This window comes from Roseomonas sp. 18066 (assembly GCF_902706185.1).
Classification (GTDB): domain Bacteria; phylum Pseudomonadota; class Alphaproteobacteria; order Acetobacterales; family Acetobacteraceae; genus Pseudoroseomonas.
The window spans coordinates 17322-38846 of record NZ_CACSJM010000018.1 but is presented as its reverse complement, the minus strand read 5'-3'; the positions used below and the strand labels follow the sequence as shown (position 1 = coordinate 38846).

The 21525-nt window shown below is 69.1% G+C and carries 23 protein-coding genes and 1 tRNA gene; 6 read left to right on the top strand and 18 right to left on the bottom strand.

The genetic code is table 11. The features are described 5' to 3' along the window. Positions 1-64 precede the first annotated feature (64 nt). The 4 genes from GVN67_RS05920 (at position 65) to GVN67_RS05905 (ending at position 5091) form a co-directional block, all read left to right on the top strand. Positions 65-1639, top strand: coding sequence for a calcium-binding protein (locus GVN67_RS05920; RefSeq protein ID WP_159993775.1), 1575 nt, complete (start codon positions 65-67; stop codon positions 1637-1639). A gap of 152 nt (positions 1640-1791) precedes the next feature. Next, positions 1792-2904, top strand: coding sequence for a TRAP transporter substrate-binding protein (locus tag GVN67_RS05915; protein WP_159993773.1), 1113 nt, complete (start codon positions 1792-1794; stop codon positions 2902-2904). Between the two features lie 194 nt (positions 2905-3098). Next, positions 3099-3647, top strand: coding sequence for a TRAP transporter small permease subunit (locus GVN67_RS05910; protein ID WP_159993771.1), 549 nt, complete (start codon positions 3099-3101; stop codon positions 3645-3647). Between the two features lie 31 nt (positions 3648-3678). Continuing rightward, entirely contained in the window at positions 3679-5091 is a 1413-nt protein-coding gene (locus tag GVN67_RS05905) for a TRAP transporter large permease subunit (RefSeq protein ID WP_159993769.1), read from the top strand. A gap of 43 nt (positions 5092-5134) precedes the next feature. On the opposite strand, the gene GVN67_RS05900 is transcribed toward GVN67_RS05905, so the two are convergent. The 7 genes from GVN67_RS05900 to GVN67_RS05870 all read right to left on the bottom strand — a co-directional run bounded on the left by GVN67_RS05900 (position 5135) and on the right by GVN67_RS05870 (position 12264). Then, the gene (locus GVN67_RS05900) at positions 5135-6409 is read right to left on the bottom strand and encodes an esterase-like activity of phytase family protein (RefSeq protein ID WP_159993767.1); all 1275 of its coding nucleotides are present in this window, start codon (positions 6407-6409) and stop codon (positions 5135-5137) included. A gap of 46 nt (positions 6410-6455) precedes the next feature. Continuing rightward, positions 6456-7580 carry an FAD-dependent oxidoreductase gene (locus GVN67_RS05895; protein WP_255430372.1) on the bottom strand — a complete coding sequence of 375 codons (1125 nt, stop codon included), beginning with the start codon at positions 7578-7580 and terminating at the stop codon, positions 6456-6458. Positions 7581-7688: 108 nt separating this feature from the next. Then, positions 7689-8507, bottom strand: coding sequence for an aldose epimerase (locus GVN67_RS05890; protein WP_235034974.1), 819 nt, complete (start codon positions 8505-8507; stop codon positions 7689-7691). Then, positions 8504-9346, bottom strand: coding sequence for an NAD(P)-dependent oxidoreductase (locus GVN67_RS05885; RefSeq protein WP_159993763.1), 843 nt, complete (start codon positions 9344-9346; stop codon positions 8504-8506). The genes GVN67_RS05890 and GVN67_RS05885 overlap by 4 nt, the downstream gene beginning before the upstream one ends. Positions 9347-9407: 61 nt before the next feature. Then, positions 9408-10688 carry a TRAP transporter large permease gene (locus tag GVN67_RS05880; protein ID WP_159993761.1) on the bottom strand — a complete coding sequence of 427 codons (1281 nt, stop codon included), beginning with the start codon at positions 10686-10688 and terminating at the stop codon, positions 9408-9410. A gap of 11 nt (positions 10689-10699) precedes the next feature. Beyond that, the gene (locus GVN67_RS05875; RefSeq protein ID WP_159993759.1) at positions 10700-11266 is read right to left on the bottom strand and encodes a TRAP transporter small permease; all 567 of its coding nucleotides are present in this window, start codon (positions 11264-11266) and stop codon (positions 10700-10702) included. A 2-nt stretch (positions 11267-11268) separates the two neighbouring features. Beyond that, positions 11269-12264: a TRAP transporter substrate-binding protein gene (locus GVN67_RS05870; protein ID WP_235034973.1), complete on the bottom strand. Its 996-nt coding sequence runs from the start codon at positions 12262-12264 to the stop codon at positions 11269-11271. Between the two features lie 252 nt (positions 12265-12516). Here GVN67_RS05870 and GVN67_RS05865 point away from each other — a divergent pair, with 252 nt between their 5' ends. Further along, positions 12517-13881 carry an amidase gene (locus tag GVN67_RS05865; RefSeq protein WP_159993757.1) on the top strand — a complete coding sequence of 455 codons (1365 nt, stop codon included), beginning with the start codon at positions 12517-12519 and terminating at the stop codon, positions 13879-13881. Positions 13882-13966: 85 nt separating this feature from the next. Next, a tRNA-Arg gene (locus GVN67_RS05860) sits at positions 13967-14043 on the top strand. Positions 14044-14135: 92 nt separating this feature from the next. Here the strand turns inward: GVN67_RS05860 and GVN67_RS05855 are convergent. From GVN67_RS05855 to GVN67_RS05805, 11 genes are all read right to left on the bottom strand, one after another. Beyond that, complete coding sequence (locus tag GVN67_RS05855; protein ID WP_159993755.1) at positions 14136-14615, bottom strand: hypothetical protein; 480 nt, start codon at positions 14613-14615, stop codon at positions 14136-14138. Positions 14616-14950: 335 nt separating this feature from the next. Next, entirely contained in the window at positions 14951-15712 is a 762-nt protein-coding gene (locus GVN67_RS05850) for a hypothetical protein (RefSeq protein WP_159993753.1), read from the bottom strand. Positions 15713-15776: 64 nt separating this feature from the next. Then, complete coding sequence (locus tag GVN67_RS05845; RefSeq protein WP_159993751.1) at positions 15777-16343, bottom strand: hypothetical protein; 567 nt, start codon at positions 16341-16343, stop codon at positions 15777-15779. After that, complete coding sequence (locus tag GVN67_RS05840) at positions 16340-16909, bottom strand: hypothetical protein (protein ID WP_159993749.1); 570 nt, start codon at positions 16907-16909, stop codon at positions 16340-16342. The genes GVN67_RS05845 and GVN67_RS05840 overlap by 4 nt, the downstream gene beginning before the upstream one ends. Then, on the bottom strand, positions 16906-17244 hold the full coding sequence (locus GVN67_RS05835) for a hypothetical protein (protein WP_159993747.1): 339 nt from the start codon (positions 17242-17244) through the stop codon (positions 16906-16908). The genes GVN67_RS05840 and GVN67_RS05835 overlap by 4 nt, the downstream gene beginning before the upstream one ends. Further along, the gene (locus tag GVN67_RS05830) at positions 17241-19229 is read right to left on the bottom strand and encodes a DUF927 domain-containing protein (RefSeq protein WP_159993745.1); all 1989 of its coding nucleotides are present in this window, start codon (positions 19227-19229) and stop codon (positions 17241-17243) included. Before GVN67_RS05830 ends, GVN67_RS05835 begins: the two co-directional genes overlap by 4 nt. Continuing rightward, the gene (locus GVN67_RS05825) at positions 19226-20245 is read right to left on the bottom strand and encodes a hypothetical protein (protein WP_159993743.1); all 1020 of its coding nucleotides are present in this window, start codon (positions 20243-20245) and stop codon (positions 19226-19228) included. Before GVN67_RS05825 ends, GVN67_RS05830 begins: the two co-directional genes overlap by 4 nt. Then, positions 20242-20451: a hypothetical protein gene (locus GVN67_RS05820; protein ID WP_159993741.1), complete on the bottom strand. Its 210-nt coding sequence runs from the start codon at positions 20449-20451 to the stop codon at positions 20242-20244. Before GVN67_RS05820 ends, GVN67_RS05825 begins: the two co-directional genes overlap by 4 nt. After that, positions 20448-20957 carry a hypothetical protein gene (locus GVN67_RS05815; RefSeq protein WP_159993739.1) on the bottom strand — a complete coding sequence of 170 codons (510 nt, stop codon included), beginning with the start codon at positions 20955-20957 and terminating at the stop codon, positions 20448-20450. The genes GVN67_RS05820 and GVN67_RS05815 overlap by 4 nt, the downstream gene beginning before the upstream one ends. Next, on the bottom strand, positions 20954-21232 hold the full coding sequence (locus GVN67_RS05810) for a hypothetical protein (RefSeq protein ID WP_159993737.1): 279 nt from the start codon (positions 21230-21232) through the stop codon (positions 20954-20956). Before GVN67_RS05810 ends, GVN67_RS05815 begins: the two co-directional genes overlap by 4 nt. A gap of 11 nt (positions 21233-21243) precedes the next feature. Next, positions 21244-21471, bottom strand: a complete 228-nt coding sequence (locus GVN67_RS05805) for a hypothetical protein (RefSeq protein ID WP_159993735.1) — start codon at positions 21469-21471, stop codon at positions 21244-21246. Positions 21472-21525: the final 54 nt, after the last annotated feature.

The window sequence follows — 21525 nt, the reverse complement described above, 5'->3', positions numbered from 1 at the left end:
GCTCACGCCCCCGCGACTAGGATCGTTCCTTATTGGGAATCATTCTCGGGGCGGGAGACGGGCCATGGCCTATACGATCGGCACTGCCGGCAGCGATGTGCTGAGCGGCACCGGCGGCAATGACGTGCTCTATGGCGCCGCCGGGAACGACCGGCTGGACGGCCGCGCCGGCAACGACGTGCTGGTCGGCGGCGCGGGCAACGACCTGTTCATCCTGCGCCAGAACGAGGGCTTCGACAGCATCGCCGATGCCGAGCTCGGCGACCGGCTGAAGGTCATGGGCCATTTCTACGATTTCGACTGGGCGAAGCGCGACGGCGCCGACCTGGTGATCTTCTTCGTCGAGGACGAGGATTATACCCAGGTCCCGGCCAACGGCATCCGCATCCTGAACCACTATGCCGGCTCGGCGCTCGGCGGCATCGAGGCCGACCTGACGCTGAGCAACCTGAATTACGGGCTGGATGCCAGCCTGACCAAGGTGGTCTTCGCCGCCGGCCTGGCCGGCACCAACCAGGGCGACGGGATGGAGGCCATCCTCGGCACCGAGGAGGACGACACCGTCACCTCCGGCGGCGGCTACTACGACTATGTCTCGACCTTCGACGGCGACGACAGCATCACCATTTCCGCCGGCACCCAGTTCGCCTTCGTCAATCCGGGCGACGGCAACGACACCGTCATCGGCGGCGCGGGACGCGAGATCTTCCGCGGCAGCCGCGGCTTCGACAGCTATGACGGCGGCGCCGGCGAGGCCGATCGCATCGACTACCGGGACAGCACCGGCGGCATCAAGGTCGACCTGGCCAGGACCACGGCGCAATACGTCAGCGACTATGACGGCGCCGATATCCTGAAGAACATCGAGGTCGTCTATGGCAGCCGCTTCAACGACAAGATCTATGGCGACGCCAAGGCCAATAGCCTGGTCGGCCGCGACGGGCGCGACACCCTGGACGGCCGCGCCGGCGCCGACACCCTGGAAGGCGGCCAGGACAACGACGTCTATTATGTCGACAATGCCGGCGATCTGGTGGTGGAGCTCGCCGGCACGCTGGGCGGCAATGACCGGGTCATCGCCAGCATCACCTATACCCTGACCAGCTTCGTCGAGCGGCTGAGCCTGGCGGGTTCCGCCGCGCTGAACGGCACCGGCAACGAGGCGGCCAACCGGCTCGACGGCAATGCCGCGGCCAATATCCTGAGCGGCCTCGGCGGCAACGACACGCTGCTGGGCGGCGCCGGCAACGACACCCTGCTGGGCGGCGAGGGCAATGACCGGCTGCTCGGCCAGGCCGGGCGCGACACCCTGACCGGCGGCGCCGGCAGCGACCGCTTCGAATGGGACTGGCTGGAGGAAAGCAGCGCCGCCGCCCCCGACATCGTCACCGACTTCACCAAGGGCGCCGACCGGCTGGTGCTGCGCGACATCGACGCGGTCACCGCCACGGCGGCCGATGAGAGCTTCGCCTTCATCGGCACGGCCGCCTTCACCGCCGCCGGCCAGGTGCGCGCCGTCGTCTCCGGCGGCAACACCCTGGTCCAGGTCAATGCCGATGCGGCGACCGGCACGGTGGAGATGGCGATCCAGCTGACCGGCTTCACCGGCATCCTGGCGGCTTCCGACTTCCTGCTGTGATCCCGGGCAAGATGGGCGATAGATGAAGGATTGGTAACTCGCTGGACCGCACGCCGTAACGTTCCGCGGATGACAAAGCCTTGGAATTGCCGGAAACTGTCGGGGTTCTGCGGCGGAAAGTCCGCGGATGTCCAAGGGAGCCAAGGATACAGATGATCCGTCGCCAATTGCTGGCGGGGGGCGCCGTCATCGGCACCACCGCCATGGCTGCCAGCCTTTCCACCCCTGCCCTCGCGCAGTCCGCCCCCGAAGTCCGCTGGCGCCTGGCCAGCTCCTTCCCGCGCTCGCTGGACACCATCTGGGGCGCCGGCGAGCATGTCGCCAAGCGGGTCGCGGCGCTCACCGACAACAAGTTCCAAATCCGCGCCTTCCCCGCCGGCGAGCTGGTGCCCGGGCTGCAGGTGGCGGATGCCGTGCAGAACGGCACGGTCGAATGCGCCCATACGGCGGCCTATTACTTCGTCGGCAAGGACCCGACCTTCGCCTTCGACGGCGCCGTGCCCTTCGGCCTGAACATGCGCCAGACCAATGCCTGGCTGCAGCAGGGCGGCGGGCGCGAGGTGATGAAGGACTTCTTCGCCAGCTACAACATGGTCTCCATCCCCGCCGGCAACACCGGCGCCCAGATGGGCGGCTGGTTCCGGAAAGAGATCAAGACCGTCAAGGACCTGGAGGGGCTGAAGTTCCGCGTCGGCGGCTTCGCCGGCAACGTGCTGCAGAAGCTGGGCGTGGTGCCGCAGCAGATCGCCGGCGGCGACATCTATCCGGCGCTGGAGAAGGGCACCATCGACGCCGCCGAATGGATCGGCCCCTATGACGACGAGAAGCTGGGCTTCAACCGCGTCGCCCCCTTCTACTACTACCCCGGCTGGTGGGAGGGCTGCCTCAACCTGTCCCTCTTCGTGAACAAGGCCAAGCTGGAGGAGCTGCCGCCGCTGTACCGCGAGGTGCTGGAAAGCGCCTGCCGCGACGCCACCATCGAGACCATGGCCAAGTACGACGTGCAGAACCCGCCGGCGCTGCGCCGGCTGATCGCCGCCGGCACCCAGCTGCGGCCCTTCCCGCGCGAGGTCCTGCTGGCCAGCTACAAGGCTGCCTTCGAGCTCTATGACGAGACCTCGGCGAAGAACCCGACCTTCAAGAAGGTCTTCGAGCACTGGAAGGCCTTCCGCGAGGCCCAGTACGGCTGGTTCCGCGTCGCCGAGAACTCCTTCGACCAGTTCGTCTACGGGATGTACGGGCAGGAGGCCCAGAACCGGCGCTGATCACCGGCGCTAAGTCCTGGCGCTGACAGCCGGCGCGGGGCCGCCATGCCGGGCGGGCTCGCGATCCCGCCTGTCATTCCGGCGCGGCTTTGCTAAAAGCTGCTCGCCCAGGGCCGCCCTGGCAACAAACGGCAGCGGGGCCACCCCCGCCGCCCTCCTTTTCTTTCTCGTATCCCTTGGGAGGACCCCGGCGCATGGGTGCCCTGCTTGGCTTCAGTCGGGTGATGGACCGGATCAGCGGTGCCTTCGGCGTGATCGCCTACTGGCTGGTGCTGATCGCCTGCGTGGTGAGCGCCGGCAACGCCGTGGTCCGCTACGGCATCAGCTACTCCTCGAACGCCTGGCTGGAGGTGCAGTGGTACTTCTTCGCCGGCATCGTCATGCTGGGCGCGGCGCCGACGCTGCTGCGCAACGAGCATGTCCGCGTCGACCTGGTCTTCGGCAATATCTCGGCCAAGGCGCGGCTCTGGGTCGATATCCTGGGGCTGATCTTCTTCCTGCTGCCGGCCATGGGCCTGCTGGCCTGGATGACCTGGCCCTTCTTCCTCGACAGCTTCCTGCGCATGGAAGACAGCTCCAACGCCGGCGGCCTGCTGCGCTGGCCGGTCAAGCTGGTGCTGCCGGTGGGCTTCCTGCTGGTCCTGCTGCAGGGCCTGTCCGAGCTGATCAAGCGCATCGCCCTGCTGCGCGGCATCCAGCCGGAAACCGAGGTGGTGGTCGACTACCACCGGCCCGAACAGTGATCCGCAACCGCAATCCGGAAGTCTCCGCCCGATGCTGACCCTTGAGATGATGCCGCCGCTGATGTTCGGCGGCCTCGTCGTGTTCCTGCTGATCGGCTTCCCGGTGGCCTTCTCGCTGGCCGCGGTCGGGCTGTTCTTCGGCTTCCTCTCGATCGAGCTCGGCTATTTCACCTCGGCCTATCTGGGCAACCTGCCGTTCCGCGTCTTCGGCATCATGTCGAACGAGCTGCTGCTCTCGATCCCCTTCTTCACGCTGATGGGGGCGATCCTGGAACGCTGCGGCTTGGCCGAGGACCTGCTGGAGGGCACCGGACAGCTCTTCGGCAAGATCCCGGGGGGCCTGGCCTATGCCGTCATCCTGGTGGGCGCGGTGCTCGGCGCCATCACCGGCACGGTGGCGGCCTCGGTCATCGCCATGGGCATGATCAGCCTGCCGATCATGATGAAATATGGCTATGACATGCGGATCGCGACCGGCGTGATCGCGGCCTCGGGCACCATCACCCAGGTCATCCCGCCGTCGCTGGTGCTGATCATCCTGGGCGACCAGCTCGGCAAGAGCGTCGGCGACATGTATGCCGGCGCCATCGGCCCCTCGATCCTGCAGGTCCTGCTCTTCGTCCTGTTCATCGCCGGCGTCTCGATCTTCGCCCCCCACAAGGTGCCGGCCCTGCCGCCGGAGGCGCTGCACCAGCGCGGCTGGCCGCTGATCTGGCGCGTCCTCAAGGGCATGGTGCCCTCGGTCGTGCTGATCTTCCTGGTCCTCGGCACCATCTTCATGGGCCTCGCCACGCCGACGGAAGCCGGCGCCATGGGCGCGGTGGGCGCCATTGGCCTGGCCGCCATCAACGGCCGCCTGTCCTGGAAGCTGGTGCGGGAGGCCATGGACAACACCATGCGCATCACCTGCATGGTCATCTTCATCCTGGTCGGCTCCACCGTCTTCAGCCTGGTCTTCCAGGGCGTCGATGGCGGCCTCTGGATCGAGCACCTGCTGTCGCACCTGCCCGGCGGTCAGACCGGCTTCCTGGTCTTCGTCAATATCTTCATCTTCTTCCTGGCCTTCTTCCTCGACTTCTTCGAGATCGCCTTCATCGTCATCCCGCTGCTGGCGCCGGTGGCCGCCAAGCTCGACATCAACCTGGTCTGGTTCGGCGTGCTGCTCTGCGTGAACATGCAGACCAGCTTCATGCACCCGCCCTTCGGCTTCGCGCTGTTCTACCTGCGCGGCATCGCGCCGAAGGAAGTGCGGTCCTCCGACATCTACTGGGGCGCCATCCCCTGGGTCGGGCTGCAGCTGATCCTGGTGGCCATCGTGATCTTCTGGCCGGAAAGCGTGACCTACTGGCTGGAACCGGCCAGCACGGTCGATCCGAACTCGGTGGTCATCGACGTGCCGATGCCGGAGGCGCCGTCCGATGATGCGCCGTTGATCTTTAAGTAAGTCAGAAAGCACCGGGGGCATTGAATGCCCCCGGACCCCCACATCAGTTCAGCACACCCCTGATCAAGGCGATGCGCGTGCGCTCGCCGGTGATGCCAAAGTCATCATCATTGATCAGCATCAGCACGCCGCCCGGCAGCAGCGCGATCCCCTCCAGCTTTCCCGGCAGCTCCGGATGGTCGGCGCTGTCCAGCACCAGCCGCTTCTCCAAGGGCACCACGCCGGCGCCACCCTGCTCCAGGGTCGGACGGGTCGCGGGGTCGTCCCAGGAACTGCCCAGGATGTTCGTCGCGGCGCCGTCCAGGCGGACTTCGTAAAGCTTCGTGGTCTTCTCGGTCCGCTCCAGCACCAGCAAGCGGTCGGGGCCGAGCCAGGCCATCTCCGAGATGCGCGGGTCGCTCTGGCGATCCGACGGGTCGTTGCGGAAGCTGCGCGGGTCGTCCAGCTGGTAGACCCATTCGCCGGTGACGCGGTTGCCGGCAGGATCGTAGCGCAGCAGCCGCGTGTTGCGCGCCGCGCGGAAGGCCGCGGTATCCGGATTGGCCAGCGGGTTCTGCAGCAGGGCGTAGAGCGTCGCGCCATCCGGCGTGCCGGTCAGGCTCTCGATGCCGCGGTTCGACTGGCGGCGGGCCAGGATCGCCGGCAGGCCCTCGACCACCTCGTAGCCGGCGCCGGCGAACTCGCCCGCCGTGCCGACGGGCACCACGCGGCGACGGATGCGGCCATCGGCGGCGACCTCGACCAGCGAGGGGCCATTTTCCTCGCCGACCCAGAAGCGGCCGTCGGGCAGGCGGATCAGCCCCTCGGCATCGATGGCGGAGGGGTCGAAGGCCAGGCGCCGGCCATTGCCGTCCAGCGGCTGCTCGGTGCGGCCGGGCAGGGGGTTGGTCAGGCCGGTGATTGGCTGGCCGTCGGGGCGCTTCAGCGCGATCGCCTCGAACAGCTGGAAGCGCCGCTGCTCGGGCAGCAGCCGCAGGCCATAGAGCGTCGGCGCATAGGAGGGCACCGGATAGACCCGGCCGCGCGGCTCCTCGGCGCAGAGCTTGGCCGCCGGGACGCCGGCGATCTCCTCCGCCTCGCTGCAGGCGAAGTTCGGGCCGCGGTCGGAGAGCGTGTAGACGATGTCGGCCGGGTCGCCCGGGCGGTGATAGGCGGCGCTGCCGATGCCCACCGACATCTCCACCACCTTGCCGCCGGGGAAGGCGAAGCGACCCAGGCTGAGCGCCGGGTCGTCGCTGGTCAGCATGGTGATCTCGGGGGCGGCCTGGGCGGCAAGCCCCGGCAGCAGGAAGCAGGTGGCGAGCAGCAGGCGGCGCATCGTCTCGGTTCCGCGTGTTGGAAGGAGACGGAGCCTAGCGCTGCCCTCAGCCGATGCCCTGTGACGCTTCGGTGACAGGCAGCGTCCGGCCGGCGGCCCAGCCGGCCCGGGCCAGGCGGTCCTCGCCGGCCACCGCCAGGCCCATCAGCGGGCCGAACTTGAAGCCATGGCCGGAGAAGCCGCTCATCACCACCGCGCGGTCGCCAAGTGGCTCGAGGATGAAGCGCTCCTCCGGCTCGACATCGTAGTAGCAGGCGCGGGCGCCGATGACGCGGTAGCCCGCCGCATCGCGCAGCCGTGGGCGGACGAGGGCCATGATGCCTTCGACTTCTTCGGGCGTCGGGGTGCGGGAATCGGTTTCCGCATCGCCCGACAGGGAAAAGCGGTGGTCGCCGACCTTCAGCGCGGTGCCGGCGACGGGGGGGACGGCGTAGAAACCGCCGTCGCTAGCCAGGTCCAGCACCATCGGCGCGGCTTCCCAGCCAGCGCGGTGCTCGGGCGGCGGCTCCAGGTAGACGGCGATCTGGCGGGAGGCGGTGACGCGCCCGGCCAGCCCGGGCAGGAAGCGCGGCATCCAGGGGCCGGCGGCGATGACCAGCAGGTCGGCGGTTTTCTGCGTGCCGTCCTCCAGCGTCAGGGTGGCCCGGGCGGGGTCGGCTTCCTTGGCGCGGGCGCGGAGGAAGGTGACGCCGTTCGCGGCCAGGTGGCGGGCGAGGCTGGCCACGATCTGGCGGGCGAGCAGGACGCCGGCATGCTCCATCCGGAAGGCCGCGTGGATGCCGTGGCCGGACAGCATGGGGAATTGCGCGGCGAGGGTGGGGGCGTCGATATCGGCGAAGGGGTAGTTGCCGGTGGTCAGGCCGGCGCGGCTTTCGGCGAGCCATCCGCCGGGGGCGTCGGCGAGGGCGAGCATGCCGGTCTTGACGTAGAGGGTTTCGCCGAGATCGGCCCAGAGTTGGTTCCAGGCGTCGTGGGCGGCGTCGACCATGCGCATGTAGCCGAGCTCGGCGCCGTAGGCGTGTCGGATCAGGCGGTGTTCATCGACGCTGGCGCCGCGTTCGTTGGGGGTTTCGTCCTGGTCGACGATGGTGACGGACCAGCCGGCGCGGCGCAGTCCCCAGGCGGCGGAGAGGCCCATGATCCCGGCCCCGAGGACTAGCGCTGTTTTCATATGTTGAGAGTGCAGCGCAGCAAGGTTGCTGTGCAAGGTTTGTCGTTCAGAGCGCGGCAGCACTGACAGAAAAAAGATGGGCGCAAACCTGTAGGTTTGCGGGGGAATTCATTCCCCTGGCCTTGCTTGAATGTTGATCTGTCCTTCGAGGGCTTGGCCCGGCTGGACGAGGTGCATCGAGCCGAAGCCAGCCTGGTTGATGGCGTTGGGCGGGTGGCTGACCGGCTCGAGGCAGAGCACCGGCGTCTCGAGGGGCGCGAAGAGCTGGAGGTTGTGGGCCCAGGCGCCGGTCGCTTCGAGCGTGACCATGTGGTCGGGCGTCGCGAAGCGGGCCGTGCCGTTCCAGCCGGTGAAGTGGCGGTCCTGGCCGAGCCAGTGCCGGGTGTCGGCGGGCTCGGCGGCGATGGGCAGGCTGCGGGCGTCGGTGGCGAGCTGGGTCTGGGCCGCGAAGTCCAGGCGAGTGCCGGGCGGGCGGTGGAACCAGGGGTGCCAGCCAATGCCGAGCGGACATGGCTCGGAGCTTTTGTTGCGCAGGGTGAGGGCGAGGGTGACGCCGTCATCCGTCAGCGCGATGTCGAGGCGGGCCGCCACGTCGAAGGGGGGTGCTGCCAGCGACTGGGTCAGCACCGCATGGCCAGGGCTGGAGTCGACCACCTCCCAGGCGTGCTCGCGGACCAGCCCGTGCAGCGCGTTGCCTTCGTCGGGGCGGTTGATCGGAAAACGAAAACCTTCCCCGAAGGCGCCGCCGTCGAGGCGGTTGGTCCAGGGCGCCATCCAGAAGGAGCCGGCGCGGGTGGCGTTGGGGTCGGAGCCGTCCAGCGGGCGCAGCACCGGGCGCGCAGCGAAGTCGAGCCTTTCGAAGGCGGCGCCGCGCCCGGGCAGCAGGTGGGCGGACCAGCGGCCCGCCCGGAGGTGCAGCCCGCTCAATCGAGCGAGAAGGCGTCGCGCGGGCTGGGCTTGGCGCGGCTGTAGTCGTTGGCGCAATAGGCGCCGCCCTGGTAGCGCTCGGTGACCGGGTTGCCGGACAGCAGGTGCTCCACCTTGTGGCGGAAGGCCTCGGCGGTGTCGGCGGGTTCCCAGCCGATGCGGGCGCGGTGGTCGGCGCCCCAGTAGCTGGCCGGGTTGGCGCTGGCGCCCCAGACCACGGCATGGCCGACCTTGGGCGCCTCGAGGAAGGCGATGCAGAGGCGGGCCAGGTCGTCGAAGGACAGCCAGGTGGCCAGCATGCGGGCGTCGACCGGCTCGGGGAAGCAGCTGCCGATGCGGACGTTCAGGTTCTCGACGCCGTGCTTGTCCCAGTAGAGCCGGCCCATCAGCTCGCCATAGGCCTTGGACAGGCCGTAGAAGCTGTCGGGGCGGAAGGAGCCGGGGGCCTCGAGCTTCGGCTCGCCCGGGCCCGGGCGGCTGTGGAAGCCGATGCTGTGGTTGGAACTGGCGAAGAGCACGCGGGCGCTGGCGCGGCGGGCGGCCTCGTAGATGTGGTAGAGGCCGCGGATATTGGGGTCCATCACCTCCTCGAAGGGGCGGTCGACCGAGACGCCGCCGAAATGCAGGATCGCCTGGCAGTCATCGGCGATGCGCAGCATGGCGGCCTCGTCGCCGAGGTCGGAGGTGACAAACTCGGCGCCGGGCGGCAGGTCGTCGGGGAAGGCCTTGATGTCGGTCAGGCGCAGGCGGTAGCCGCGCGCCGACAGGGCGGCGGCCAGCATGCGGCCGAGATTGCCGGAGGCGCCTGTCACCAGGACGGGCTTTTTCAGATCGGTCATGCGGGACGCTCCTCGAGGACGGCGGTGCTGCCTTTGGCGGTATTATTGGCGCGCTTCGCCGTCAATGGAACAGGCGCGGGAGCCACAAGGAGACGGCGGGGACATAGGTGACCACCATCAGCACCAGGAAGGCGGCGCTGTAGAAGGGCAGGCTGGTCTTGGTGGCGTCCCACATCGACACCTTGCCGACGGCGCAGGCGACGAACAGCACCGGGCCGACGGGCGGCGTGATCAGGCCAATGCCCAGGTTCAGGATCATCACCACGCCGAACTGCACCGGGTCCATGCCGAGCTTCATGGCGACCGGCAGGAAGATGGGCGTGCCGATCATGATCAGCGGCGCCATGTCCATGAAGGTGCCGAGCAGCAGCAGGATGACGTTGATCAGCAGCAGCAGCAGCAGCGGGTCGTCGGTGATGCCCTGCATCAGGGCGACCGTCATGGCCGGCACCTGCAGCAGCGCCATCAGCCAGCCGAAGGCGCTGGCGCAGCCGATGATCAGCAGCACCATCCCCGTGGTCCGCGCGCCGCCCAGCACCGCCTGGACGAAGCCGTTCCAGTCCAGGCTGCGATAGACGGTGAGCGTGACCAGCAGGGCGTAGAGCACGGCGACCACGGCGGATTCGGTCGCCGTGAAGATGCCGCTGCGGACGCCGGCGAAGATGATGACGATCAGCATCAGCCCGGGCAGCGCCGCGGCCGTCAGCCGGGCCAGCGCCCACCAGCCGGGAAACTGCTCCCGCGGGTAGCCGCGCTTCACGGCCACCGCCCAGGCGGTGAACATCAGCGCGACCATCAGCAGCAGGCCGGGGATGATGCCGGCGGTGAACAGGTCGGCCACGCTGATCGCCCCGCCAGCGGCGATCACGTAGAGGATCATGTTGTGGCTGGGCGGGATCAGCAGGTCGATCAGCGCCGCATTGGCGGTGACATTGACCGCGTAGTCGGCCGCGTAGCCGCGGGCGCGCATCTGCGGGATCATCACGCCGCCGACGGCGGAGGCATCCGCCACCGCCGAGCCGGACACGCCGCCGAAGAGGGTGGCCGCCACCACGTTCACCTGGCCCAGCCCGCCGCGCATATGGCCGACCATGGCCGAGGCCAGGGCGACCAGCCGGTCGGCGATCTGGCCGCGCAGCATCAGGTCGCCGGCGAAGACGAAGAAAGGGATGGCCAGCATCGAGAAGATGTTCATCCCCGAAGATATCTGCTGGAACACCACGATCGCCGGCAGGTCCATGTAGAGCACGGTGACGAAGGCGGCGATGCCCAGCGCGAAGGCGACCGGCGTGCCGATCAGCAGCAGCAGCACGAAGCTGCCCATGAGCAGGGTGATTTCCATGGCGGGAGGCCTCAGGCGTCGCTGACGAGGGGGGTGACGAGGGCTTCCGACGGGGCTTCCTCGCCCGCCAAGTGGGCGGCCAGGCGCTCGGCGCCGAACAGGCCGATCATGATCCCGCCGAGGACGAGCGGCAGATATTCGACCGCGCCGGGCAGGCCGATGGCGGGCAGCGTCGCGTCCCAGACGCCCAGCGCCAGCTCGCCGCCGAACCAGGCCATGCCCAGGCCGAACAGCGTGACCAGCAGGTCGGAGGCGATGTCGCAGGCGCGGGCGATGGGCGCCGGCATCAGCGCCTTCAGCGTGTCGAAGCCCATGTGGAAGCCCTCGCGCACGCCGGCGGCGGCCGCCCCCAGGATCACCCAGCCCATCAGCAGCATCGCCGTGGCATCGGCCCAGGCGGGGGTGTCGTTCAGCACGAAGCGGCCGAAGACGCTCCAGGAGACGACGCCGGTCATCAGCACCAAGCACAGCCCGGCCAGCCCCAGGCACAGGCTGCAGCACAGGTCGAGCGCGCGGCCGAGGGAGCGGGGCAGCCCCCCCTTCCGGCCGTCGAGGGGGCCGTCATGGGGGGAAGCCATGGTCAGGCGCTCTCCCGGATGCGCTGCACCATGGCCTTCAGCCGGGCGTCGCGGGCGAATTGCTCGTAGACCGGGGCCATGGCCTGCTCGAAGGGCTTCTTGTCGACGGTGTTGATCACGGTGCCGGCGGTGACGACCTCGCCCTTGGCGGCCTCGCTGCGGGCGACCCAGAGCTTGCGCATCTCGGGCACGCTGTCGCGGGCGCTCTCGCGCAGCACGGTCTGCATGTCCTTGCCGAGGCGATCGTAGCTGCGCTTCGACATCACCAGGATTTCCGGCGACATCGAATGCTCGGTGACCGAGTAGTACTTGGACACCTCGAAATGCCGCTGCGACTGATAGGTGGGATAATTGTTCTCGGCGCCATCCACCACGCCGGTCTGCAGCGCCGAATAGATCTCGCCGGTGGGCAGCGGCGTCGGATTGGCGCCGAGCGCGCGCATCATCGCCAGCCACAGGTCGGACTGCTGCACGCGGATCTTCATGCCCTTCATGTCGGCGGGCGAGTTGATCGGGCGCAGCCGGTTGTACATGGAGCGCGCGCCGCTGTCGTAGCAGCAGAGGCCGATCAGCCCGTGCTTCTCGGCGCCGGCCAGGATCTCGGCGCCGATATCGCCATCCATGACGCGGTGCATGTGGCTCTCGTCGCGGAACAGGAAGGGCAGGCCGGGGATCACCGTCTCCGGCACCAGGTTGTTCAGCGGCGCGAAGTTGGTGCGGTTCAGGTCGATGACGCCGAAGCGGGTCTGCTCCAGCGTGTCCTTCTCCTCGCCGAGCTGGCGGGAATGGAAGACCTGGATGTTGATGCGGCCCTGCGACCGCTCCTTGGCCAAGCGCGCCATGATCTTGACGCCCTCCACCGTCGGATAGCCGTCCGGGTGGATGTCGGCGGAGCGCAGGTTGATCGCCTGGGCGCTGGCCTTGAAGCCGATCAGCGCGGGCGCGGCGAAGGCGGCGGCAGCCAGCAACGCGCGGCGGCGCGGCATGGTGATGGTCATCGGGACGTCTCTCCTGTTGGGCCCGCGGGTCCGGCGCGGCGCCGGCCTGGCCATGTCGGTCACGGGTATGACGTCCTGTCGTCAGACGACCGCAGCCGCATGCAGTTGCGATGATGGTGGCGAGGAAAGCGCGGCATTGTCAACGGCTTCGAAATGATGGGTTTTGAGGGGGAGGCGGGCGCCTTGCCAGGGGGACGGCCACGGCCCAGCATGCGCGCCCTGCCTGCCGCCAGCTGCCCGGAACCCTACGCCATGCCTCGCGCCGAACCGACCTCGCTGCCCGCCGCCGCCGCCGCCCTCGCCGCCGGCCAGACCAGCGCGGTGGCGCTGGCCGAGGCGGCGCTGGCCCGCATCCATGACCCGGCCGGCGAAGGATCGCGCGCCTTCGTCGCCGTCCAGGCCGAGGCGGCGCTGGCCACCGCCCGCGCCATGGACGCGCTGCGCGCCGTCGGCCGCGCGCCGAGCCCCTGGGCCGGCATCCCGATCACGGTGAAGGACCTGTTCGACCAGGAAGGCGTGCCCACCCGCGCGGGCGCGGCCGTGCTGGCCGATGCGCCGCCGGCGACATCCACCGCGCCGGTGGTGGCGCGGCTGCAGCGCGCCGGCTTCGTCGTGCTGGGGCGCACCAACATGGTGGAATTCGCCTTCAGCGGGCTGGGGGTGAACCCGCATCACGGGACGCCGCGCTCGCCCTATGACCGCGCGACCGGCCGTCTGCCCGGCGGGTCGTCCTCGGGGGCGGCGGTGGCCGTCGCCGACGGGATGGGCCTGGCCGGGCTGGGCTCCGACACCGGCGGGTCCTGCCGGGTGCCGGCGGCGCTATGCGGCATCGTCGGCTACAAGCCGACCGCCAAGCGCGTGCCGCTGGAGGGCGTGCTGCCGCTGTCGCCGAGCCTGGACAGCATCGGCCCGATCGCCAACACCGTCGGCTGCTGCAGCATCCTGCACGAGCTGATGGCCGGCGCGGAAGCCGCCGTTCCCCCGGTTGCGCGCTCCGTCGCCGGGCTGCGCTTCGGCATTCCCGAAGGCTCCTTCCTGTTCGACGGCGTCGAGCCGGCGGTGGCTGCGGCCTTCGAGCGGGCGGTGGCGCGCCTGGCCGCCGCCGGCGCCTTCATCGAGCGTTTTTCCTTCCCTGAACTTGCGGAAATCCCGAAGGCCAATGCCAAGGGCGGCTTCGCGGCGGCGGAAAGCTACGCCTGGCACCGCGCGCTGATCGCGACGTCCCGCGACGGCTACGACCCGCGGGTGCTGTCGCGCATCCTGCGCGGCGCCGAGCAGGATGCCGCCGACTACCAGGAGCTGCTGGCCGCCCGCGCCCGCATCGTCGCCGCGGCGTCCCTTCGCATCGCGCCCTATGACGCCGTGCTGTGCCCGACCGCCGCGCTGACGCCGCCGCCGATCGCCGCCGTGGCGGATGATGCCGAATACGGCCGCATCAACCTGCTGCTGCTGCGCAACACGGCGGCCTTCAACTTCCTCGACAGTTGCAGCATCAGCCTGCCCTGCCACGCCCCGGGCGAGGCCCCGGTCGGGCTGATGCTGACCGGCGCCCATGATGGCGACGCGGCGCTGTTCGCGGTGTCGGCGGCGGTGGAGGCGGCGCTGGCCGGGCGCTGATTTTCGGCGCGGGACAGGGAGTTCCGGGGAGCGCTTTCCAGGGCTTCCCATCCCGCCCGCATCCGGGTAAAGAAGCCCGCGGCGAGGACCCGTAGCTCAGCTGGATAGAGCGTTGCCCTCCGAAGGCAAAGGTCGTACGTTCGAATCGTATCGGGTCCGCCAATTTTTTCAGTGACTTACGGCCGTTCAGGCAGGTCGCTAAAATCCTCGGGGTAACACCGGGGTAACGGGCGCGGACCTAACGCGCTCCCCCATCACGCAGCCAGCGCGTCCCAATCGACCGGCTTGAGGTCAAGCACGTCGCCAGGCTCCGGCCCATCCGGATCCCGCTCGATGGTGCACATCTGCATGGCGGTCTCGCGGGCCTTGGCTGTCTCCGTCAGCATGGCGGCATGAAGAGCCTTGGCTTGCTCGATGGAAATGCCGACCGCTAGCGCCGCCTGAACGGTCGCGGCGGGCATCAGGCTGGCAAGGATGTGAGCAGTCAGCTTGGCAATGGCATCGAGGGGGTGAAGCTCGTCCCAGCTTTCCGCCTTAGATAGCCGAGCGGCCATGTGCGGCTGCTGCCGAATCCGGGCCAGCTCGGCATGCTGCCGGTGCAGCAGGTCATGCAGCAGGATCTTCCCACTAGCCGCGGTCGGGATGCGCCCCTCCGCCTTCAGGGCAGCGATGCGGCGTTCAGAGACGCCGAGGATGCCGGCTAGCTCGCCGGCGGTGATCTCAGTCGGCACCATGATGGTGATGAACCCCCTAGGGATGTGTTGTGGCTAGCCATGCGGCGGGGCCGAATCCCCCGCGACACTTTCCGGGAGCCCAGGGGCCCCCGCCGCCTCTCCGTCGGCTTCGCCCCTCCCCACCGTGGGGAGGTGCGGACATTTCGAGGTGCGGACAGGGTGCGGACACCTTTTCGAACCCGTAGCTGGCCCCGAAACACGCCCGAACTCCCCGTGCCCCTTTCTCCCCCTCCAGGGGCCCCCTGAGCCCGCTGCAGAGCCACGGGTGATTCGGCCGCGGAGGGTGCCTAGCGCGAACCCTGCAAAAGGGGTTCGCAGTTCGCACCTGTTCGCACTCACGGGTCTGGCCGCAGATCCCGCGCCGTCGGCCTCGACCACTCCTCATGCCAGATCCGGGAGAGGTTCATCTCCAGGGACCGGCGCACCGTGGCGTCGAAGTCGAGCCGCTTCGAGTAGGTTGGCGCCTTCCTGGTCACCAGGTAGATCGGCACCACGCCCGAGCCGAAGCCAGACGCCTTCCGCTGATAGATGCCGGGCTTGAGGCCGGGGCGCTCGTCGAACACAGCGAAGTAGCTTTCATTCCTCCGCCGCCCCCGGCTCCGCTTCGGCTTGCCGCCTCTCGCCTTGCTCCTCGATCGGGTCTTCAACGAGTCGAGGGCCGACAGGATCTTCACCAGCTGTCCGCGGCTCGCATTGCCGAAGCTGTCCAGCTCAGCCCAGCGGGTTGGCACCAGGTAGAAGCTGCGGTTGCCCCGCTTGAAGGAAATAGCCCGCTCAGAGCGCTTCAGGTCGCGGGGGCCACCTCGGACCTGGACCCCGACCCACTCGCTGGGCGGCGTGTTCTTGCTGGCGCGGCTAGGCTGCTTGAAGTTCACCGAGGCTTCGATGTTGTTCCACCTGGCATAGTCGACCCGCACCGAGTTGAGGGTGTACGGCGTCGGCCTGTCGAACACCTTGGCCATCTCCCGCTTCACCGCATCGCGGGCTTCCTCGGCGGCATAGTTCACCGCGCGCAGGGTGACCTCGCGGACCCGCTTTCGCTGAGTGTCCAGCTTCTCCTGCAGGCCCTTGGAGAGCATTTCGATGGTGATGTTCACCGATGGGATCCTCCCTAGCTGGGCAGGGAATAGGGGGCGCATGTTGCGCCCCCCCCCTCTAGGTTCAGCGCTGCTGCTGGCGCAGCCTGTCGTAATAGCTGCCGGCATCGATCACGCCGTTGTCCAGCTTGAGGCTGGCCGAGGCATTGAGGCGGGCATAGATGGCCCCGGCATCAATGATATGCGCCTGCTGTACCAACGCGGGCGCTGTGCGGTGCCGAGCAGTGTTGTCGACGCGCGCTGCCATGGTGGCCGTCAGGATCTCTCGCGCATCAGCGAGGGTGGCACCGGAGGAGACCAGGGTCGGCCCCATGTCCTCCAGCCCGCAACGCGCAGTCTCAGCGCAGATTGCCTGGGCTTCTTCGAGCCGTTCCGCCACCTGATCGGTCGTGGCGCCGACACGGAGAAAGGTGGCCACCATCTCCGCGAACCCGGCGCTTTCGCACATGGTGGCCACCGCTTTCTGATGGGCGGTGATGGCGGCCACCTGCTGAGGAGTCATGTTTGGCGCCGCCATGGACACCGGCAGCATGGGCGGTGCCACTGAGGTCATCGTCTGCCGCAGATTCCTCAGGCTCTGCAGCATAGCGCCACGCGGCGCGGTCACGGTCTGCATAGTGTGTTCGCTCACTGGATGCCTTCCTTTCCTTCAAGGTTGTCGCCGTCGGCCCACACAGCGAGCGTGCTGGCGAAATCGCTGGCGTTGCTCTGCTGATCAAACTTGGGGGCGGCGAGTTCTGCGTCGGGGTAACGATTCCCCGCCTGCTGCGAGATGAACTGGTAGTCCATTGCGGCGTTCTCGACGGTCTTCTTCAGCTTCACGCCGTCGGCGACGAGCCGCTTGATCTTGATGCCGTCGCGCCGCCACCAGGCGGCCAGTTCGGCATCTGCATCGGTGAGGGCCTTGGCAGCCTCCGCCGCCTGCCCGAGCGCAGTCACCCGCTTCGCCGTACAAAGACGGGTGGTAAGGTTGGTGGTGATGGCCTCCAGCCGCTCGGCGTCGCCGCGCAGCTTGGCCAGGTCGGCCTCGGCGGCCCCCAGCTCGTTGGCGGTGCCGTCGATCAGCAGATCATCGCGCCGCTGCTTCGCAGCCTCGAGGTCGCTGCCCATGCCGGACAGCACGCCCCGCGCCTTGTTCAGCGCGATCTCGATGGCCTGGGGGGTGGTGTCGGTCGGTCGGAAGTCGGTCGGGTTCATGGTGTTCCCTTCGGGTGGGTGATGTGGCGATGGAGCCAGAAGCCCCGGAACAGGCCGTCCTTCAGAGGATCGGATGCTGGCGGTCCTGGGCCAACGGGGGCGGCGAAGTGCTTCCGCATGGCGGTGGCCTCGGCCTCGTCATGGTCGATCTGGTCCAGCCGGGCTTGCGTGCTCAGCCGCTCGGCGAAGGCCTCCAGAACGTTCTTTTTTTCCAGGGTATGTGCGCAGGGGTCGGAATGGTCAGGACGGTCGGTACTGAGTTGATATTGCTTGTGTTTTAGGCGATCCGACGCCTTCGGCATCGTCGGATCAGTAGGAACGAAGGAGGCGTTCATGCCGCCACCTCGGCCGGCTGGCTGTCGCCGAGCAGATCGGCTTTCACGCTGTAGCAGCGCACCAGGTCGAGCCCCGGGATGCGCACCTTCTGCGCCAGGTTCTTGCCGTCGCCGGGCTCGAGCATGCCTTGGTCGCGAAGGGTCCGCGCCGTCTCGGTCGGGTCGATGCCGGCCTCGGCGCAGACTTCCCGCCAGATCACGGGAGGGATCAGATAGTTCTCTTTCCCCTTGGCATCCCGGCGCCGCCAGCCGGCGCGGTTCGGCACTGTCTTGTCGGGGAAGGTCTCCTGCCAGTCCCCGCCGTCGGCCTTGTTCAGCGCCACGAACCGGCTTGCGCCGTGGGCCAGCAAGAACAGGCGGACGGCCCGCAGGTGCTGCTGTTCCTCCCCAGAGCCAGCGCCGCCGCGGCTGACGAGCCATGCCGCCAGCATCGCCTGCGCGGCCCGGGTGGCCTCTCCGTCCGGCCAGGGCAGGATGCCCCACGCGCGAGCCAGCTCGCCGGCCAAGCTAATCAGCGCGAAGCGCCGGGCGACGTCCCGAACCTGGGCATCAGCATCAGGCTTCAGCGTCTGCGCAAAGATGCTGCGCATTGCGGCTGCTGCCTGATCCAGCGCGCCGGGAGTCGTGGCGCGGTCCCGGATCAGCGACGCCAAGAATGCGCGGCCAGCGGTCCCGTGCTGCTGCCGCAGGGCGGCGTGCAGGTGCCCCATCATCGCGTCGATCGAGGCGAAGCCGTGCAGCCGCGGCCAGTTCCCGACAGAGGGCAGCGGGATGGATGGCAACCGCACCTCGGCGCCGGCAGGCAGCTTCTGGCCGGCCTTCGCCACAACGGAGCCGATGTCGAGTTCGCCTGTGCTGAGGATGAATGTCCGCCACGTCCGCCGCCGGGCGGCGCTGGTGTCGCGGCGCATGCGGCCTTTGCCGCTCTCGTTCGCCAGCATGTAGATGCCGCTCGCCACCTCGCGCGGGTCGGCCTGGTGAAGCTCGTCCAGGCCGAGTAGCCCGTCGCTCGATTCCTCGGCCGCCCCCTCGAGGCCGTTGGCGGTGGAGCGCCAATCGCGCAGCGCGCCACCCTTGAACGGCATCCCCCACACAGATAGCCCCAGGCGCAGCGCCAGGGTCTTTCCGACCTTGCTGCGGCCCGCCAGGTGCAGGCCGCCCGAAGGCTCCCCCAGCGGCTCCAGGAGCGGGCCGACGAAGGCGCCGGCGATGGCGGCGACCGCCATGTCGTTGCCCACGGCGTGCGCGGCAATCTGCTGCTGCCAGCCTTCCAGCGTCCCCGCCTGAGCGACAAGCTGCACGGCAGCCTCGGCCTGCAGCTTGAGCACCATCGCTTCCGACGTTTTGCATCCGAAGGCGCTGCCGTCCGCGAGGACGTAGGCAGGATCCTGACCGGGCTGAGCGTGCCAGCCGGTGCGGCTGACCAGCGTCACACGGCTGCCGGCCTGCACCTCGCCGAGGGCGCGGCGGAAGTGCAGCCGTGCGGCGGGGTCCGGCGAGACGCGGAGGCCGCGTTCCACCAGCGCCGCCTCAAGCTCGCCTGGCCCGACCATCAGCAGCCGGGCCGGCATCGGCCAGGTATGCTCGCGGCCGTCTCGGTCCTTCCACCGAAGCCAAAGCCCCCAGCCGTCGCCAGACGCCTCGCGCGCTTCGCCCAGCACCTCGAAGGGCGCGGACAGCCACAGCAGGCCGTTTTCGCCGGTGTCGACGTGCAAGCCGTCGGCGCGCATTTTGAGGCCATAGGGCCAGCGGACCTCGCCGGCCGCGGGCGGCGCCTTCTTGCGGTAGTCGGCCGCGGCGTCAGCCTCGCGGCGGCGCAGCTCGGCCTGAACGGCCTTGTCGAGAGCGCCGACGGTCAGACCCAGCGCCTGGGCGGACTGCTTGCGAGCCCGGGCGTAGGAGACGGCATCCATGTCGGCGAGGCGCGTGATCTCCAACGCTTCGGCGGCGAGGTCGCGTTCGGGAGCGGCGGTGTCGGTGCTCATGCGCGGACCCCCGCGGACAGGTTGCCGGTATCCATCCGCTGCCCCACCGCCCACTTCACGATGGCGGCGCCTTCCTCCTTGCTCTTGCCGACATCGACCAGCGCGCCGCCGATGGCGCGCGACACCTCGTCAGCGGTCAGGAGGTCGGCGCGGACCAGGCGAGCGAGGCCCCAAGCCTCGGCGACGGCGGTAGGGTGGCGGGTGCCCTCGCTCTGCGCCCGGATGTTGGAGACAGCCCGCGTCAAGGCCGCCAGGGCATAGGCGCTGCCCGATCCCGGCCGCGCGAAGCCGCCAGCACGGGATTCGTCGGCCGCGCGCGGCTTCGGCGCCGGGGTCAGAGCGGCGACGGTCGGCGTCAGGATCTCACGGCGCTCCCCCTGCAGCCAGGCGAGGCGGCACGGAAGATGGTCGTGGACGCCGGCTTCGAAGGCAGGCGCTGCGGTATAGGTGATCTGCCCCGCCCGGAAGCCAGAGGCATCGACCGGCAGCCCGCGGAACCAGCACTGGCCCTCGGCGCCGGAAAGGGGGCGGTCGCACCACCCCCACAACCTGAGGCGCGCCCCCGGCTTCAGCCCGTGTGAGCCGGTAGCTTGCACCACCAGGTCCGCCTGCTGCAGCGGCTGCGGCAGCATCGGTAGGACGGCACGGGCGCAGGCGATCAGGTCGGCGCGGTCGATCCCCTCTGGCAGCGGCACGCCGTCCAGGTCCAGCGCCAGCCAGCGCCGGGCCACGTCGCGCAGCGTGGGCTGCTCGCCAGTCTCCGGATCAGGATGCACCAGGCGGCGGACGTGCTGGCGGCGGCTGGGGTCGGCGATCGCGCCGCGGACGATGGCACAGTCGGGGCGGCCGATCAGGACACCGAGCAGCGCCAGCAAGTCTGGCAGGTCAGCCAGCGGCTCAGCGAAGAAATCGTAGTGCCGGGCGGTGTCGTACCCCTCGATGGTGCCATCAGTGCGGACGCGCTTGGCCAGGCGGGGGCCGTAGGACTGCAGTATGGTGATGCTGTCGGCGGTCATTCCGCCCCGCCTTCCAGCGCCATCAGCCGGCGCCCGTTGTCGACCTGGGCCAGCGCTTCGGCCATGTGCATGCGAACAGCGTCGGGATGGGTGCTGCTGTTATGGGTATCGAGCAGCAGGTCGTAGAGAGCGTCGAACACGCCCGCCAATTCGCCCATGACCTTCACCAGCTCGGCGCAGTCGGGGGAGAGGAACGGCGCGGTCACTGGAAGACCGTCCCGGCCGGGGCGTGGCCGACAGGGTGGGTGCCGCCGACGGGCGGTACGATGTTCAGGATGCGCAGGTGCGACGCGTACTGATCGGCCAGCGCCAGCCATTCAGCGTGATGCCGATACTCCATCTCGATCACCAGGACACGCTTGGTGGCCAGGGTCGCTTCGACGATGAAGCTGTAGTGCTCGGGCTGACCGCCCGTCGCGTGGAGAACCACCAGGCGGGCCCAGCGCAGCAGCCGGCGCACCTGCGGCCAACCCTTGCGGCCGACAGCGTCGGGGTGGTCATCGGTCAGCAGGATGGTGGTGGGGCGCTCGGCGCTGAGGACCCGCGCAGGCACGCGGGCACCGTAAGCAGCGATCGCCAAGCAGATCGCTCCCTCGCGAGCGGCACGAAACGCGGGCATACGCGACGCCTCGCCCAACTGCTGGGAACGCACGATCATCTCGGCCGCCTCGGTGTCGGTCACGAAAATGGCGGGGGCCTGGCGGCGGCTCATCGGCTGGCCTCCATCAGTCGCTTGGCGGCGATCGCGTCTCCAATGCTGTCGAAGATGCGGCGAACCGGGCGGCGGTCGAGCGCAGCCGGCATCGGCGGGACGAGCAGCGCCGCGCGCGGGCTGCCATCGGTGCCGGCGGCCAGCGGGATCTCGATCAGACGGATCGGCTCAGCGTTCATGCGGAAGGCCGGCTTGGTCGGCTCGGCCCAGCGGCGGCCGAACTGCGGGTTGAAGTCGGGGTCCGACTGGCGATGGTAATTCGTGTTGCTGCGCATGACCGGCTCCCTCAGCTCAGCGGCGCGAAGGGCGGGCGGCCGGCGGCGAGAGCGGCCAGCTCGGCCTTGATCTCTTCCTCGGTCTTGCCCATGGCGCGAGCAAGCTCGTGGAGCGGAACCATCACTTCGCCGCTTTCCACATCGATGATGTGTTCGACGTTGATCTCGTCGAGGAACTCGATCAGATGGGCGCGGAGCTGCTTCCGCAGTTCGGGGGGGAGGCTGGAGAAATCGTGCATTGGTATCCTCACGGGATGTGCACGGCGGAGTGGCAAAGCAGCGAGAGAGACGCT